Genomic DNA, 16,275 nt, shown 5'->3' with positions numbered 1-16,275 from the left:
CGTAATCATTTACGTAGTGCGGGTTTTAGATGATTTTGAGTGATTTAGTTTTTTAAAATTTGAAAGGATTCTAAATAAGCGTTTCAAAAAAATATCGTAAATTCATAAGAATTTTACTGATGTTTTATAAAAGAATATTTTTTAAACTAAAATCTCATGAAAAAAATACTTTCAATATTATTGTTATCAGCTTTAATAATCGGCTGTAAAACGACTGCAAACAAAGAATCTGGCACAACATCTTCTGTAAGTTCCACAGAAGAAGATTTTAAATATTACTTTAAAGGAACAGGAAACGAACCGTTTTGGGGAATTAAAATAGGGAATGAGGAAATCGTTTTTACATCATTAATACCTGGAAAAGAAAAATTAGTTTTTCCTGCTGTTGAAGCGATAAAAGCGATGGATGCTAATGTAAAGATGTATAAAGTTAGTAATGAATCTGCTTCGGCGACAATTACGATTCAACAGTTGGATTGTCAGGATTCGATGTCTGGTGCGATTTCGCCTTATAGCGTAAAAGTTGAAATCAAAAATAATTCGGAATTAGAAACGAAAAAGCTGAGCGGATGCGGAAAATATTTAACCGATTATCGACTTCATGATATTTGGGTTTTGGAAGAATTGAATGGATACAAAGTTTTTGCGACTGATTTTCAGAGGGAGTTTCCAAGACTTGAAATTAATTCAACAGAAAACAGATTTTCTGGTTTTGGTGGCTGTAATTCGATAACGGGACAAATCTTTTTTGAAAAAGATGTTTTGCGTTTCACAAAGGTAATTTCAACTTTAATGGCTTGCGCTCCTGGAAATAAAGAAGGAGATTTTTTGAAAGCGTTGCAAAGTACAACAACTTATTCTATAGGAAATAATCAGCTGACTTTGTCTAATCCTTCAGGGAAATTAGCTATTTTTAAGAAGGTAGATTAGAATTTAATATGTCGTATTGTAGTTAAAAAAAAGCCTATTCGGATCTAGGTTGTTTTAGCGTTAAAATATTTTTGTAAAATAAAACTTATAATATTTATTTTACATGAAAAGGATTTTAATGCTATTAATTGCAGTGTCGTTAGTTTGCAGTTGTAAATCGACTAAAGAAACAAAAGCAACAGCTTCTGCTAATGAAAACTCGGTTGAAAAGAAACTACAGCAAACTTGGATTTTAGAGAATTTAAACGGAAAAGTCATTACTGAGAAGGATTTTTCAAGTTTTCCGAAAATTGTAATTACGTCATCTGCATTTTCTGGTTCGACTGGATGTAATGCGATTAAAGGTAATTTGATTTCAAAAGAGGATGGGAAAATTCAAGTTTCAAATTTCACATCAGAAACTAAAAAGTGCGATGCAAAAAAAGAAGGTGAGTTTACGCAGTTGTTAAAAACAACTTCAGGTTATTCAATTAAGGATAATAAACTTTTCCTTTCAAACCAATTTGGACTTACAATGTCTTTCAAAAAAGGTTAATTAACACAAAAGGCTTTGATTTTATTTTCAAAGCCTTTTTTTATTTTGATCAAAATATTGTTATTCCAATAATTCTTTAGAATCTTCATCTTCCGATTCGTCTTCAATAAAATCCAATTCTAATGCTCTCACAGTTTGTACAGCATTTCCAGCAATGCCACGAATTGAGCCATACATTCCTAAAGTATTGTGAACCACTTTTTCAATTTGTTTTTCGCGTTGTTTCCAGATTCTTTGCATCGCTCTTTTTTCAGAATCCAAATCGCTTTGCATTTGGGTGAAGCCTTCTACGATTCCTTCTACTTGCAAACGGAATTCATTACTTGTAAGGAAATCATATAACATCGACATTTTATCGCCTTTGTTTTCCTGCGCCTGAACTGCCTGACTAACCTGAATCAATGATTGGCGAAGAACAGCACTTAAGCCTTTAAATTCTTCATACGTACAAATCCAGATTCCGTCTCGCATTCCCATTCGTTCCATTCCGTTTGGCATAACTTCAGTTACCAAAACTCCAATATTTGCTCTTTTGGTTCTGATATCGTTTTTGAATTTTTCAATCCATGAAGGTTGAAATGCTTTTGTTCTCTTGCTTTCGTAATAAATAGAACCACAGTTTTGATGTTCTCTTGTGTTGACAACTTGCAAACAGTCGGCGCCGTTTGCACCTTTTTTTATTTCATCAATACTGTCAAGAGGAAAATTGTTGGCCAGCCATTCCTCAATCGCTAATTCCATTACTTCACCTTGCAATTGCATTGAGCCTTGTTCTTGCTTGCGTTTCATTTCTTCAGTCAGCTTTTTTTGTTCTTCCAGCTGTTTCTGAAGTTCTTTGAATTTCAGTTCGTTTTTATCGTCTTCTTGTTTTCTGATTTTTTCACGTTCCAAACCTAATTGTACATTCAATTGCTTTTCTGCTTCAGCCTGAATCGCGTCTTTCATTTCCAGTTTTTCACGCTGTAATTTTGCGATTTCACCTTCCATTTTATTTAATTCCCTGATTTTTTCAGATTTTTCAGAGAGTTCTTTTTCCATCAATAACAAACGATCTTTGTTTTCTTCCTCAAGTTTCGCTTTTAGTTTTTCCGAAATTTCTTTTTCAGCTATTTTTCTTTCACGTTCCAAACGTTCGGCAAAAAGCTCATTTTCCTGTTTCTTTTTAGCTTCAAATTCGGCTTTAGCTTTTTCGAATTGCTCGTTTTTAAGTTCTATTTCTTTATTTTGGATCGTTGCTTTTTGTTGAAATTCTTTACGGATACTATCTTCCAATTGATGTTTTAAAACATCATTTACGTCGATAGGAGTTCCGCAGTTTGGACACTGAATTGAAGATTGCTCAGCCATTTTATATTGAATTTTTATTGTAGAATTTGAATTTGCTAAGGTATTTAAAAGTTCTCTTTTTATAATGTGGATTTCTGTACTAAATTGTAACGAATTTTTGTTATGGCCACGAAGGCGCTAAGGCGGAAAGTTTTTTTTTAGCCACAGATTAAAAGATTAAAAGGATTTTTTTAATTGCCTCCAGCTTTAGCTGGAGGTATAAAAGTTGAATTGAAAAAGGCTTTAGCCAAATCCGTAGTTGTTTGGCTAAAGCCTTTTAAACTTAATTATTTGCCCATCCAGCTAAAGCTGGACGCAACTTATAAATAAAAACTTTGCGCCTCTGCGCCTTTGCGAGATTAATTTCATTACAAAACTTAGCGTGAACTACTTTTATTCAATAAAAAATCAACAGCAGTTTTTGTAATTTCAGAATCATCTTCTTTTGAAATTATAATCGAAACATTTGTAAAAAGATTCACTTTCTTCAATTCAATAAAACCAATTTCAGAATCCTGATTGTTTTTTGCAATGTTTGAAGGAACAATCGAAATTCCTAGTCCATTTTTGACTAATTGTACGATTGAATTGATATTATTCGCTTCGTGAATGATTTTCGGGGTAAAGCCATAAAAAGCACAAAGTTCTAATAAAACCTCATGATAATGCGGTGCATAATCTTTATTGAAGAAAACAAACGTTTCGTCTTTCAATTTTAAAATATCGTTTTCCGATTTTATTTGGAAAGATTTTTTATTGTAAACCAATGAAAATCCGTCTTTAAACCATAGATGCGATTTTATTTTAGGAGATTGAATTGGTGATCGAATAATCCCCATTTCAATTTTTCCTTGTTCTAAAGCATCGATTTGTTTCGTAGTTGAAATCTCGAAAAGTTTGAAATTGACATACGGAAATTGCGCTTTCAGATGTTTTATTAATTCTGAAATTACAGAAGAATAAATCGAACTGATATAAGCGATTCTGAATTCTCCCGAAATGTTTTCTGCTATCTTTCTTGTTTTTAGGGAAATGTGTTCCAAATTCTGAAAGAGAGCTTTAACTTCTTTTTCAAAATATTTTCCAGCTTCGGTCAATTCTACTTTTTTATTGTTTCTGATGAAAAGCTTTGCCTGAAGTTCTTCTTCCAATTCTGCTATTTGTCGGCTCAACGGAGGCTGCGAAATAAAGAGTTTTTCTGAAGCTTTGGTAAAGTTAAGTTCTTCGGCTACAGCCAGAAAATATTTTAGGTGACGTAATTTCATGATACTTTTAAAGTATTATTAATTGATAAAAATAGTATTTTTAAAGTATTTATGAAAAAGATAGTTTTGAAAAACAAAAAATAAGTCTCTCGCAGATTTAGCAGATAAAGCAGATTATTAATTTTAGATAAATCATCTTAATCATAGTAATATCCCAATCATAATAATAGCAAAAAGATTAGCTTATTCTGCTTGATCTGCGAGAGATTAAAAAAACAAAGACTATGAAAAAATCAACTATTGCAGAAATTAAAGAACGATTTGATAATGATGTCGAACGATTTTCAAATTTAGAAACGGGACAAGTGGCCACAATTGACGCTACAATTTCTTTGGAATTAATAACTGAGGCTTCTAAAAGAATTGTTCCGAATGCTACAACTATTTTGGATGTGGGCTGCGGAGCAGGAAATTATACATTAAAGATGTTATCTAAAGTGCCGAACTTAAATTGCACTTTAGTCGATTTGAGTTTGCCAATGTTAAATCGTGCTTTTGAAAGAGTTTCAGCAGAAACAAATGGAAAAGTCGAAATAAAACAAGGCGATATTCGTGAAGTTGATTTAGAAGAAAATAGTTTTGATATTATCTTGGCAGGTGCAGTTTTACATCATTTGAGAGATGATAATGATTGGGAAACAACTTTTGTCAAATTGTTTAAATTATTAAAACCCGGAGGTTGTTTAATGATTTCTGATTTAATTACTCAAGACACGGAGTTGTTGAATGAATATACTTGGCAACGTTACGGAGAATATTTGGAAGGAATAGGAGGGGCGGAGTATCGCCAAAAAGTTTTGGATTATATCGAAAAAGAGGATTCGCCAAGATCGATGAATTATCAATTGGATTTGATGAAAAAAGTAGGTTTTTCAAAAGTCGAAATTTTACACAAGAATATGTGTTTCGGAGCTTTTGGAGGAATTAAATAAGTTTTATAGCCACGAATTCACGAATTTATTTTTAAAAATCTATGTATAAAGATTTTAAATTAATTCGTGAATTCGTGGCGAATAAAAAACTATGCAGTTTGTTTTGGCGCAGGAAATTTGCTTCTTAAATCAAAAACAAGTTCTGAAGCTCCGTTTTGCTGAAGATAATCTAATTTTTCAACAGCTTCTTCCATAGTTGGAATATGTCCTTTTGGAATCCACCACATGGCTGTGTGCGCTTTTCCGAATTTCTGAAACCATTCTTTACGACGTTTTAGAAATTCGCTGTGAAAAGTTTTGTACATATAATGCTCCAAAGTTTCAATGCTTTCCCAAACCGATACATTGATGATAATTTGCTCATCATTATATGGATTCAGGCTTGTGGCATTATAACTGTCGTCTTTTAATCTCCAGACAAAACCTTCGCTGTTTTCGGCTAAAGTATTTACTAAATCTAAATTGTCTACAAATTCTTTCATGATGGGATCGTTGATATCGACTCCTTTCATTTTTGCAATATTAATTTCGGCAAGATGGTAATTGCTCATTTTTCTATATTTCTGAATATGAAGCAATTTAGCTTTTTTCTGAGTAATTATTTTAGACAATTAAGTTATATCTATAACAATTTTTCCAATTGCAGAATTGTCACTAACAGCTTTGTGCGCTTCCATTGCATTATCTAAAGTGAATTTTCTAGGATCAATAAGTGGTTTTAGTTTTCCTTCTTCAATAAATTTTGTTGTTTCTTTTAAAATATCACCATGATGTTTTCTTCCTTCGTTGCCAATCATTGGACGCAAAACAAAAACATCATGAATACTCGCATTACGAAGTGAACTTGTTGCTAAAGTATGAGTTCCAAAAGCATAACAGCTGCTAATTTGCCCGTAATGACGAATTGCTTTTAATGAATCATCGAATGCTTGACCGCCAATAGTATCGTAAATAATATCAAATCCTTTTTCGTTTGTGTATTGATTTACATAATCATCAACTGTTGTGTTTTTATCAATTGGAGTTGCTCCATAAGATTTTACGATTTCTGCTTTTTGAGAAGAAACTGTTGCATAAACATCAGCACCAAAAATTTTGGCAAGTTGCACTACCATGTGTCCAACGCCTCCTGCGCCCGCGTGAACCAAAACTTTGTCGCCTTTTTGAACTTTTGCTCTGTCAATTAAACCTTCCCAAGCTGTAAGTAATACTAACGGAATTCCTGCAGCTTCTTTCATACTTAGGTTTTTTGGTTTTATGGCCAATAAGTCGGCATCGACAGCAGTATATTCAGCTAAAGTTCCCTGAAGACCTAAAACACCTCCGGCAAGTCCGTAAACTTCATCGCCAACTTTAAAATCGGTTACGCCTTCGCCAATTTCTTCAATTACTCCGGCAAGGTCAGTTCCTAATATTGCTGGTAAAATAGGTGAAGCATAAGGAGAAAGTCCTAATCTGATTTTATTGTCAATTGGGTTTACGCCGCTTGCATGTATTTTAACTAAAACTTCTCCTTTTTTAGGAGTAGGTTTTGCTATTTCGTTTTTTACGAACTCAGATTCGTATGTATTTGTGAATAATGCTTTCATGTGGTTTAATTATAAAATTTGTGCTGTTTTGTAAACCTGAATAGGAGCAGAAACAAAATTTTCGCTTTTGTTGATGAAATCCTGTAAATGCGATTGATTGTTGTGAAGATCTAAGCCAGTTTGGTCTTTCCATTCTTCCCAGATTATAAAAACGTTTTCAGAATGATGAAGATCATAACGCACACAGGCTGCTTCTTTTCTGGTTTCGACAACCAAGTCGTTCAATAAACTTTGAAGTTGTTGAATATTCTCTTTTTTACTTTTAATGATTGCGGTAATTGATATCATAATTATAAAGTTTTAAAGGTTTCTTCTAAGTGTTTGGTATACTGTTCTTTAAAGGTAATAATATTTTCTGGTGTAGCACCTTTTTCAACATCGTGAAAATGAAATCCATTTACTTTTTCCATTCCGGTAAATTTGTTCATTTTATGGAAACCAAACATTACGCCGTCATCAACCGAAGTTTCTTCGAAGAATTCTCCCGGAAGCGTAAAAGCGGTTGCAGGTGCGTTCCAGCTTGTTGTAAGCATATATTTTCGTCCATGTAAAAGTCCGCCAGTTCCGTAGTTAATATCTGGATTTACTCGACTTCTTCCGTCGCTTTTGTAGATTCCGTTGTTATGTCCTTGCGTAAAAACATCATCAATGTATTTTTTGAAAAGATTTGGGATTTGAAACCACCAAACTGGTGTATGATAAATGATTAAATCTGCCCAAACGAATTTTTCAACTTCTTCCTGAAGGTCGATTTTGTTTTCGATATGCGTTGTTTTGATTTCGTAATTTGTGTTTTTTGAAAGAAATTCAACTGTCCAATCCTGAACCGTTTGATTGAATTTTCCGCCTGAATGAGCAAATTTTTGTCCGCCGTTAATTATAAATATCTTTTTCATTTTAATTATTGTTCTGATGAATTCAGGATGCGTGAGGGATAGGAGCGATATCCTTTTTCTTTTTTCTTTAAAAAGAAAAAGATTTAGCGGATAGCCCGGTTCGCCGCGGCGAAACACGCCCAAATTCTAATTATTTAATTTTTTGAGATTTTTTTGAAACACATAGAAACATAGTTCTCATAGTTTGTCATTCCGAGGAACGAGGAATCTCCGCGAGAAACTCCGCACAGTGAGTTGCCAATCTTTGTAGAGTTTCTCGCGGAGATTCCTCGTTCCTCGGAATGACAAGATTGTGCTGACTATGTTTGGTAATGCAGGTGAAACGCTTTTATGCGTAATGAAAACTATGTTTCTATGTGTTTAAAAAGAGAATTATTTTATTTTTGAAATCGCCTGATTAATAAATTCCAATTCTGAAGTAGATAAATCGAAATCCATTGTTTTAGCGTTTGAAATAGCTTGTTCTGCGTTTCTTGCGCCGGCTAAAACTATTGCAATTCCTTTTTGTAATGTTGTCCAGCGAAGAACTAATTGCGAAATTGAAATGTGTTTTGCGTTTGCCAAAGAACTTAATTCTTCGATTAAAGTTTTTACTTTTTGAAGATCGAATTGTCCGAAATAACCATTTCTGTGATCGTTTTCTTTTAGTTTGCTGTCGGTAAAATATTTTCCGGTTAATAAACCTCTTTCCATTGGACTATAAGCAATTATTCCGATGTTTTCTGCAACTGTAAATGGAATTAAATCGGTCTCAATTTTACGGTTCAACATGCTATATGCAACTTGATTTGAAGCAATTTGAACTGTTTTTTGTGCCTCTTGAATTTGTGGAATGCTATAATTACTTACACCAAAAGCTCTGATTTTTCCTTGTTGGATTAAAGTTTCAACGGCTTCCATAGTTTCAGAAATTGGAGTAGTGGAATCTGGCCAGTGAATTTGCAGTAAATCAATATAATCGGTTTGAAGGCGTTTTAAGCTTTTTTCAACTTCTTTAATTACGTTTGCTTTTGAAGAATATTTGTAAATCGGAAGTTTTTTTCCGTTATCATCGGCATCGAAAAAGAAATCGCCTTTTCCGTTGTTGCTGCCATCCCAAACTAAACCAAATTTAGTAAGTAATTGAATTTTTGAACGATCCTGACTTTTAATTGCTTCACCAATCATTTCTTCGCTTAAACCAAAACCATAAAAAGGAGCGGTATCAATTGTAGTAACGCCGTGGTCGATTGATGCGTGAACTGAAGCGATTGAGTCTGCTTTTTCATTTCCGCCCCACATATTTCCTCCAATGGCAAAAGCACCGTAAGTTATGGTTGATAATTGAAGTTCTGAATTGCCTAATTTTCTATATTCCATAATGTTGTATTTTTAAATCTTAAATTTCACTTGGCAAAATTATACCATTTTTAAGAGTGTAAACTTGTATATATTTGTCTTTTTTATGTAAATTTGCAACTTCAAATAATTTACGACTCATGAAAAAAGAAAATTTATACGAACCGTTTACCGTTTCTTTTGAAACTTTAGATGAATATCCGGATGTTGGAGATCGTCATAATTTCTTTGAATTGGTTTATATTTTAAATGGAACAGGAACGCAATGCATCAATAAAAATATTTTTGAATATGATGCCGGACACATGTTTTTATTAACTCCGGAGGATTGTCACAATTTTACGATTGAGACCAAAACGAAGTTTTTCTTTTTAAGGTTTAATGATATTTATTTGAAGAATTCCAGTTTACAGAATGAGAATATTCAACGTTTAGAATATATTTTGCAGAATGCGAATCATCAGCCAGGCTGTATTTTAAAAAACGATGCCGATAAATGTTTGGTGAAAGTGATGGTGGAAGCGATTTGTCGTGAGCATCAGGATAAAGATGTCTACAATCAGGAATTGATTCAGCAATTGGTAAATACACTGATTATTATTGTTGCACGAAATATTGCTAAATATTTACCAGAGCAGGTAAATGTGGGAACTGAAGCTAAAGCAATGGATATTTTGCAATATATTCAAACGAATATTTATTATCCAGAGAAGATTAAAGCAGAATCTATAAGTGATTATTTCGGAATTTCGAATACGTATTTAGGACGTTATTTCAAGAAGCACGCAGACGAGACAATGCAGCAATATATCAGCAATTATAAAACGAAACTGATTGAACATCGTTTGCAGTTTAGTGATAAACGCATTAATGAAATTGCCTATGAATTTGGTTTTACAGATGAAAGCCATTTTAATAAGTTCTTTAAGAAGCAAAAGGGAAATAGCCCTTCTGAGTTTAGAAAGACGATTCGTGTTAGTGCATAAATAATTAGGCGATTTTTTTGCCACAGATTATTGGATTAGAAATGATTTTTAATCTGTATTAATCTGTATTAATCTGTGAAATCAGTGGCCAAAAAATTATATAATCTTCTTAATCACACGAAGTTTGTGCGTGTGTTTATTTATTTCAGGATTATAAATTCCAGTGTGGTCTAAACGGTCAATACGAACTTTTCCACTTGCGTGAATAATGTAATTATTTTCCATTATGATGCCGACATGGGTAATGTTTCCTTCGTCATTATCAAAAAAGGCTAAATCTCCCGCTTCACTTTCTTCAATAAAACTTAATGGATCTCCTTCAAGTGCTTGTTGGGACGCATCACGGTGAATTTTATATCCGTTTAATTTATAAACCATTTGTGTAAAACCGGAACAATCGATGCCAAAAGGTGTTTTTCCTCCCCATAAATAAGGCGCATTCAGGTACATAAAGGCAGTGTTTATAATTGCGCTTTTTGGTTTGATACCGCTGGTTTTGGTTCCTTCAAAATCGAAATTTGAAGTATTGATTTCGCTATTATTTAAAAATGATAAAGAAGCTCCAAGCGGAATTGGAAGCAACAAATTATCTGGTGCCGTGATGTAATCAATTAAGTCAGCATTTAAAATTATAGCTTCTTTGCTTAATTGGTTAAAATTGGCTTCAGAAATTACCTGATATTGCTTAGAATCGACCCAGCCAATATAGTCGTCAAATTGAATTTTAATTTTAGCCCATTGATTTTGGCGTTCTAAAATTTCGATATGTTCGCCAAACAAAAGTTGTGTAACGATTTCACTTCTGTCACTTGGTTCAGATCGAACGGGTACTATAGCTAAATTGCAAATTCCGAACATTTAGGGTAATTTATAAGTTTAAAATTAGGAGCCATAAAGTTTATAGCTCCTAATTTTGTATGATATTATTTTAAGCTCTTTCGATAACAATTGCAGATGCACCACCACCACCATTACAAATTGCAGCAGCTCCGGTTTTTGCATTGTTTTGTTCTAAAACATTGATTAAAGTTACGATAATTCTGGCGCCTGAAGCTCCAAGAGGATGTCCTAATGAAACAGCTCCACCATTTACGTTTACTTTATCATTGTCAAGATTTAAGATTTTAGAGTTGGCTAAACCAACTACAGAGAAAGCTTCGTTAAATTCGAAATAATCAACATCTGAAATTGAAATTCCTGCTTTGTCTAACGCTTTTGGTAATGCTTTCGCCGGACTTGTTGTAAACCATTTTGGTTCTTGCGCAGCATCAGCATAACCTTTTATGTAAGCCAAAGGTTTTAATCCTAATGCATTTGCTTTTTCTTCAGACATTAAAACCAAAGCAGCGGCTCCGTCATTAATTGTTGAAGCATTGGCAGCGGTAACAGTTCCGTCTTTTGTGAAAACTGGAGCTAAAGATGGAATTTTGTCTAATTTAACGTTAGTATATTCTTCGTCTTTTGAAAATATAATGGGTTCGCCACGTCTTTGTGGAACTTCAACAGGAACAACTTCATTGTCGAATTTTCCAGCATCCCAGGCTTTAGCACTTCTTTCATAAGATTGAATTGCGAAAGCATCTTGTTCTTCACGGCTAATGTTGTATTCAGTTGCACATAAATCAGCGCAAACTCCCATTGCGTTGTTATCGTAAGCATCTGTCAAACCATCTTTTTGCATTCCGTCAAGCATAGTTGCTGGGCCAAATTTATTTCCGGCACGCATTTGTACATAGTGAGGAATCAAGCTCATACTTTCCATTCCACCAGCCACTACAATTTCAGCGTCTCCGCAAGCAATTGATTGCGCAGCGAACATTACAGCTTTCATTCCTGAAGCACAAACTTTGTTTACTGTTGTTGCAGCAACTTCTTCAGACAAACCGGCAAAAAGTGCCGCCTGGCGCGCTGGAGCTTGTCCAACACCTGCCTGAATTACATTACCCATAAAAACTTCATCAACTAATTTTGGGTCTAGGTTAATTTTTTGAAGGGCTCCCTTTATAGCGGCAGCGCCCAATTTTGGTGCGGGTACGGTAGATAACCCTCCCATGAAACTTCCGATAGGTGTTCTAACGGCAGAAACGATAACAACTCTTTTGTTCATTTTCTGTTAATATTAGTTATCTAGCAAATTTACTCTTTATTTGAATAAATTCAAATTTTGTATGAAATAGGGTGATTTTAAATTTAAGATGAAATTTTTGTTAATTCTATTCGTTTGATTGTGAAGTGTTTTAGAAAAAAGATGAAAAAAACTTTAAAAAAAGCGCAAAAATAGTTGTGAGATATGGAATGTTGTCTTACATTTGCAACCGCAAAACAGAACACGTTTCTTGAGCTTGGAGAGGTGCCAGAGCGGTAATGGAGCAGATTGCTAATCTGTCGACGGGTAACCGTCGCCAGGGTTCGAGTCCCTGTCTCTCCGCTTAATTTTGCCTTCGGGGTGTAGCGTAGCCCGGTTATCGCGCCTGCTTTGGGAGCAGGAGGCCGCAGGTTCGAATCCTGCCACCCCGACAAAAACTTTAAGCGATAAAGTTTTAAAACAAATGGTTCCATAGCTCAGCTGGATAGAGCAACGCACTTCTAATGCGTAGGTCGAAGGTTCGAATCCTTCTGGGATCACAACAAAAGCCACTCAATCGAGTGGCTTTTTTGTTTTGTGCTATATTGGGTTTCCTGGTTTTCAATCCTGAGGTCAAAGGTTCGACCCCCTCCGGGGTCACAATAATAAATATTAAAAAAGCCTGTAAAGCATAGTTTTACAGGCTTTTTTTATGGTGACAATAATTATTGTTTTTTATACTAAAACAAAAAAACAGACATAATTTCATTACTTGTCACAAGACAAGTGCCACAGGTTTTATTCGCTCTTTCTTTGCATAGTATTAAACAAACAAATATTATGGAAATCGAAAAAACAAACACACAGAACGAATTAAATTCATTATCAAACAGTAAAAAGACAATTGTAATTGTTCATGGAGCATGGTCATCTGCTAATGACTGGCATCATGTTGCGGGTTATCTTAACTCTCCAGAAAACAATCTAATTATTGTAAATCTTCCAGGTCACGGAACTGATGAAACACCTATTTCGAAGATTAGTTTGCAACTTTATGTTTATGAAGTTTTAAAAGCTATTGGTAGCGCAACAGACGTTACTCTTGTAGGCCACAGTTTTGGCGGAATAGTGGTAAGTGAAGTAGCAGAACTTATTGCTCCGCAGATCAAAAAACTAATTTACATTGCTGCTTTTGTTCCTAAAAATGGAGAAAGTTTATTGTCACTTGCACAAACTGATTCTGAAAGCCATGTAGGCCATAATCTTATTGTAGATGAGCAAGCAGGAGTTGCTACAATAACTAAAGACGCAATTGCAGACGTTTTTTTAGCTGATGCGCCAAAACCGGTAGCGGAATATGTAACCAATAATCTTAGACCTGAACCTCTGGCTCCACTATCTACTCCTGTCACATTAACGCATGCGAATTTTGGTAAAGTCGTTAAAGTATATGTTCACAGTCAAAATGACCATACGATTGGATATTCACTTCAGCAAAAAATGGTTGAAAATGCTGGAATCTCAAAAACTTACTCGCTTCCTTCAAGCCATACTCCATTTATAGTATTTCCTCAAATACTTTCTTCAATTATAGCTTTAGAGGCTAAGTAAAAACATATTTCACAAATAACATTTTAAAATTACAATCATGAAAAAATTCAAATTGATTCAATTTGTCATAGCAGCTTGCGCCCTGATTTTATCATCTTGTTCAAATGATGATGCACAGCCTGAAACTAAAAATTATGTACTCGTTCATGGTGCATGGCAAGCTCCATATGTATGGCAGTCAGTTAAAACTAATCTTGAAAAAGAAGGCAATAAAGTAATTATTGTCGAATTACCGGGACATGGCGGCGATCAGACTTCTCCGGAAAAAATAACATTGGATGCTTATAAACAAAAGGTAATAGATGCACTTTCAACAATAGACGGGAAAGTCATTTTAGTAGGCCATAGTTTGGGCGGTATGATAATTTCTTCGGTTGCAGAAGTTGTGCCTGCTAAAATTGAAAAACTGGTTTACGTTGCTGCCTATCTACCGGTTTCAGGTCAAACATTAGATGAGTTGGCACACATGGATCCTGATTCTCAGCTTGGTGTCACAGGTAACCTAATTTTCAATTATGATGGTGGTACTGTCGATGTAAAGCAGGATCAAATCGTGAACTTGTTTATTCCTGATGGGACTCCAGAAATTCAGACTCTTGTATTAAAAAACTATAGAACAGAACCTTTAACTCCATTTATCAATTCTGTAAAACTGACCGACAAAAATTTCGGATCAGTTAAAAAAGCCTACATCAAAACTTTACAGGATCGTGTTGTGTCACCGTATTTACAAAACAAAATGATTTCAGCAGGAAAAGTTGAATCGGTGTACGAAATAAATACAGGACATAGCCCATTTCTTTCTAAACCGGATGATTTATCATCAATATTAACAAAAATAGCAACAAACTAATTAGCAACAAATAACAAATATATATCATGAAAAATTCAATTTTATTAATAGCAGTGCTATTCCTTACAACTATTACAGTTTTCTCACAAACGAATAAAGCTAAAAACGAAAACACAATTGTAATAATCCATGGTGCATGGTCATCATCAAATGATTGGCAGCATGTTGCAGAAGATTTAACTGCTGGTGGGAACTCGGTTATTTCTATTAATCTTCCGGGACATGGAAGCGATAATACAGCAATTTCAACTATCAGCTTAAAACTTTATGTTGAAGATGTTAAAAAAGCAATTGGAAACAAACAAAATGTAGTGCTTGTTGCGCATAGTTTTGGCGGAATTGTAGCGAGTCAGGTTGCAGAAGACATTGCGCCTCAGATAAAAAAGGTAGTTTACATTGCGGCTTACGTACCAAAAAATGGAGAAAGCTTATTGTCTCTTGCACAAACTGATGGAGAAAGTCACGTTGGAAAAAATCTTATTGTAGATGAGAAAGCAGGAATTGCAAGCATAAAAAAAGAAGGTATTGCTGATGTTTTCCTTGCTGATGCTCCAAAACAAGTAGCAGATTATGTAAGCAATAATTTAAAACCAGAACCATTAGCTCCTTTAGCGACTCCGGTAACTTTGACTGAGGCTAAATTTGGAAAAATTAATAAAGTATTCGTTTACACTCTAAATGATCATACAATAGGTTATTCGCTTCAGCAAAAAATGACTAAAGATGCGGGAATTGAAAGATTATATGCTCTTCCGTCTAGTCACACACCTTTTATCATGTTCCCACATGTTTTGACTCAAATCATTGCTGTAGAAGCTAAGTAATTACAATTTAAATTAAATATCACAGGTAAGAATCATTGTTAGTCAGTAACAATCTTGGATAGAGCTTTCAGCGACAAATAGTGATTCTTATTTTAAATCATTAAATAATATTGAAGAACAAATGGAAATACAAGAAAATATTTTAGAGGGTGAATTTACCCATAAAACAGCGCTGACAAAATCTATAAACGTAAATGGAGCTGATTTTACTTACCGTTCTTTCGGACAGAAAGAAGGTATACCGGTTATCTTTTTACAACACTTTACCGGAAACATGGATAATTGGGATCCTGAAGTAACAAATGCAATTGCCAGTAATTACCCGGTAATATTATTTAACAACAGAGGCGTTGGTAGTTCAAACGGAACTACTCCTGAGAACGTAACCGAGATGGCACAAGATGCTGTAGATTTTATTCGTGCTTTAGGCTACAATAAGGTTAATATTTTAGGTTTTTCTCTTGGTGGTTTTATAGGGCAAGAAATCGCTGCAAATTATCCGGAACTTGTAAATAAACTTATATTGGCAGGTACAGGATCAATAGGAGGAAAAGCGATTGCGCAACTGGAGTCGCATTTAGAAAAAGCTTTTGTGGATGGACCTGAGAGAGTATTGATTAACCTTTTTTTTAGTAAAACGCCAAGCAGTATTAAAGCGGGTGAAGCTTTCTTAGAAAGATTATCTGAAAGAAAAGTAGACAGAGATTCCCCAACAAGTCAGGACACAATTGCAAGTCAGGCTAAAGCGATTATAAACTATGGTTTATCGACAGATGAAAACAACACACAGCTTAAAGCTATTAAACAGCCTGTGCTTATTGTTAATGGAAGTCAAGATAATATGGTCGATTCAATCAATTCTTATATCATGCTTCAGAATATTCAAAATGCGAAACTAGTACTTTGGAGTGACTCAGGTCATGGCGGGATTTTTCAATATTCTAAAGATTTTTCTCAGGAAGTAAATTCATTCTTATTGAATTAAAATTAAATATATAATTTATAAAAGAAAACCGGTTGCTGGGCTATTGTTTGAGATGATGATAGAAGAAATGGCAGCAGTAATCGGTTTTGAAAAAAAACAATAAACGATTAGTTTATGCAATTGCAAAAAGAACATAAATT

The 16,275-nt window shown here is 34.3% G+C and carries 17 protein-coding genes and 3 tRNA genes; 11 read left to right on the top strand and 9 right to left on the bottom strand.

The annotated features are described in order from the left end of the window. The first annotated feature begins 156 nt into the window (after positions 1-156). Together GQ47_RS07775 and GQ47_RS07770 are read left to right on the top strand one after the other, a co-directional pair. A complete protein-coding gene (locus GQ47_RS07775; RefSeq protein WP_035647016.1) occupies positions 157-930 on the top strand; it encodes an META domain-containing protein in 774 nt (257 codons plus the stop codon). Between the two features lie 103 nt (positions 931-1,033). Continuing rightward, complete coding sequence (locus GQ47_RS07770; RefSeq protein ID WP_051951434.1) at positions 1,034-1,465, top strand: META domain-containing protein; 432 nt, start codon at positions 1,034-1,036, stop codon at positions 1,463-1,465. Positions 1,466-1,525: 60 nt separating this feature from the next. Here GQ47_RS07770 and GQ47_RS07765 read toward each other — a convergent pair whose 3' ends face one another. Both GQ47_RS07765 and GQ47_RS07760 read right to left on the bottom strand, forming a co-directional pair. Then, complete coding sequence (locus GQ47_RS07765; protein ID WP_035647015.1) at positions 1,526-2,812, bottom strand: DUF2130 domain-containing protein; 1,287 nt, start codon at positions 2,810-2,812, stop codon at positions 1,526-1,528. 356 nt (positions 2,813-3,168) lie between these two features. After that, on the bottom strand, positions 3,169-4,056 hold the full coding sequence (locus GQ47_RS07760) for a LysR family transcriptional regulator (RefSeq protein WP_035647014.1): 888 nt from the start codon (positions 4,054-4,056) through the stop codon (positions 3,169-3,171). A 224-nt stretch (positions 4,057-4,280) separates the two neighbouring features. Here GQ47_RS07760 and GQ47_RS07755 point away from each other — a divergent pair, with 224 nt between their 5' ends. Beyond that, positions 4,281-4,988 (top strand): class I SAM-dependent methyltransferase, encoded by a 708-nt coding sequence (locus GQ47_RS07755; RefSeq protein ID WP_035647012.1) that lies wholly within the window; start codon positions 4,281-4,283, stop codon positions 4,986-4,988. 89 nt (positions 4,989-5,077) lie between these two features. Here GQ47_RS07755 and GQ47_RS07750 read toward each other — a convergent pair whose 3' ends face one another. From GQ47_RS07750 to GQ47_RS07730, 5 genes are all read right to left on the bottom strand, one after another. Then, positions 5,078-5,539: a DUF3291 domain-containing protein gene (locus tag GQ47_RS07750; RefSeq protein ID WP_035648077.1), complete on the bottom strand. Its 462-nt coding sequence runs from the start codon at positions 5,537-5,539 to the stop codon at positions 5,078-5,080. 60 nt (positions 5,540-5,599) lie between these two features. Beyond that, on the bottom strand, positions 5,600-6,577 hold the full coding sequence (locus tag GQ47_RS07745; protein WP_035647010.1) for a zinc-dependent alcohol dehydrogenase family protein: 978 nt from the start codon (positions 6,575-6,577) through the stop codon (positions 5,600-5,602). 9 nt (positions 6,578-6,586) lie between these two features. Continuing rightward, positions 6,587-6,865, bottom strand: coding sequence for a putative quinol monooxygenase (locus GQ47_RS07740; RefSeq protein WP_051951433.1), 279 nt, complete (start codon positions 6,863-6,865; stop codon positions 6,587-6,589). Positions 6,866-6,867: 2 nt separating this feature from the next. Then, positions 6,868-7,473, bottom strand: coding sequence for an NAD(P)H-dependent oxidoreductase (locus tag GQ47_RS07735; protein ID WP_035647007.1), 606 nt, complete (start codon positions 7,471-7,473; stop codon positions 6,868-6,870). 372 nt (positions 7,474-7,845) lie between these two features. Continuing rightward, entirely contained in the window at positions 7,846-8,832 is a 987-nt protein-coding gene (locus tag GQ47_RS07730) for an aldo/keto reductase (RefSeq protein WP_035647006.1), read from the bottom strand. Positions 8,833-8,951: 119 nt separating this feature from the next. Between GQ47_RS07730 and GQ47_RS07725 the strand changes: the two genes are divergently transcribed. Then, positions 8,952-9,797 (top strand): AraC family transcriptional regulator, encoded by an 846-nt coding sequence (locus GQ47_RS07725; RefSeq protein WP_035647005.1) that lies wholly within the window; start codon positions 8,952-8,954, stop codon positions 9,795-9,797. 96 nt (positions 9,798-9,893) lie between these two features. Here the strand turns inward: GQ47_RS07725 and GQ47_RS07720 are convergent, their stop codons facing one another. Next, complete coding sequence (locus GQ47_RS07720) at positions 9,894-10,655, bottom strand: C40 family peptidase (RefSeq protein WP_035647004.1); 762 nt, start codon at positions 10,653-10,655, stop codon at positions 9,894-9,896. Positions 10,656-10,725: 70 nt separating this feature from the next. Then, the gene (locus tag GQ47_RS07715) at positions 10,726-11,904 is read right to left on the bottom strand and encodes an acetyl-CoA C-acyltransferase (RefSeq protein WP_035647002.1); all 1,179 of its coding nucleotides are present in this window, start codon (positions 11,902-11,904) and stop codon (positions 10,726-10,728) included. A 237-nt stretch (positions 11,905-12,141) separates the two neighbouring features. Here GQ47_RS07715 and GQ47_RS07710 point away from each other — a divergent pair. The 7 genes from GQ47_RS07710 to GQ47_RS07680 all read left to right on the top strand — a co-directional run bounded on the left by GQ47_RS07710 (position 12,142) and on the right by GQ47_RS07680 (position 16,135). Continuing rightward, a tRNA-Ser gene (locus GQ47_RS07710) sits at positions 12,142-12,225 on the top strand. A gap of 14 nt (positions 12,226-12,239) precedes the next feature. Continuing rightward, positions 12,240-12,314 (top strand) — tRNA-Pro (locus GQ47_RS07705). A 34-nt stretch (positions 12,315-12,348) separates the two neighbouring features. Further along, a tRNA-Arg gene (locus tag GQ47_RS07700) sits at positions 12,349-12,422 on the top strand. A 280-nt stretch (positions 12,423-12,702) separates the two neighbouring features. Continuing rightward, positions 12,703-13,473 (top strand): alpha/beta fold hydrolase, encoded by a 771-nt coding sequence (locus GQ47_RS07695; protein WP_051951432.1) that lies wholly within the window; start codon positions 12,703-12,705, stop codon positions 13,471-13,473. Between the two features lie 37 nt (positions 13,474-13,510). Further along, entirely contained in the window at positions 13,511-14,326 is an 816-nt protein-coding gene (locus GQ47_RS07690) for an alpha/beta fold hydrolase (protein ID WP_035647001.1), read from the top strand. 26 nt (positions 14,327-14,352) lie between these two features. Continuing rightward, positions 14,353-15,150, top strand: coding sequence for an alpha/beta fold hydrolase (locus tag GQ47_RS07685; RefSeq protein ID WP_035646999.1), 798 nt, complete (start codon positions 14,353-14,355; stop codon positions 15,148-15,150). Between the two features lie 121 nt (positions 15,151-15,271). Continuing rightward, positions 15,272-16,135, top strand: coding sequence for an alpha/beta fold hydrolase (locus GQ47_RS07680; protein WP_051951431.1), 864 nt, complete (start codon positions 15,272-15,274; stop codon positions 16,133-16,135). Positions 16,136-16,275: the final 140 nt, after the last annotated feature.

The organism is Flavobacterium sp. ASV13, assembly GCF_000745775.1.
Lineage (GTDB): Bacteria > Bacteroidota > Bacteroidia > Flavobacteriales > Flavobacteriaceae > Flavobacterium.
Note: the sequence above shows the minus strand (reverse complement) of the source record. Positions and strands in the feature narration are given on the sequence as shown.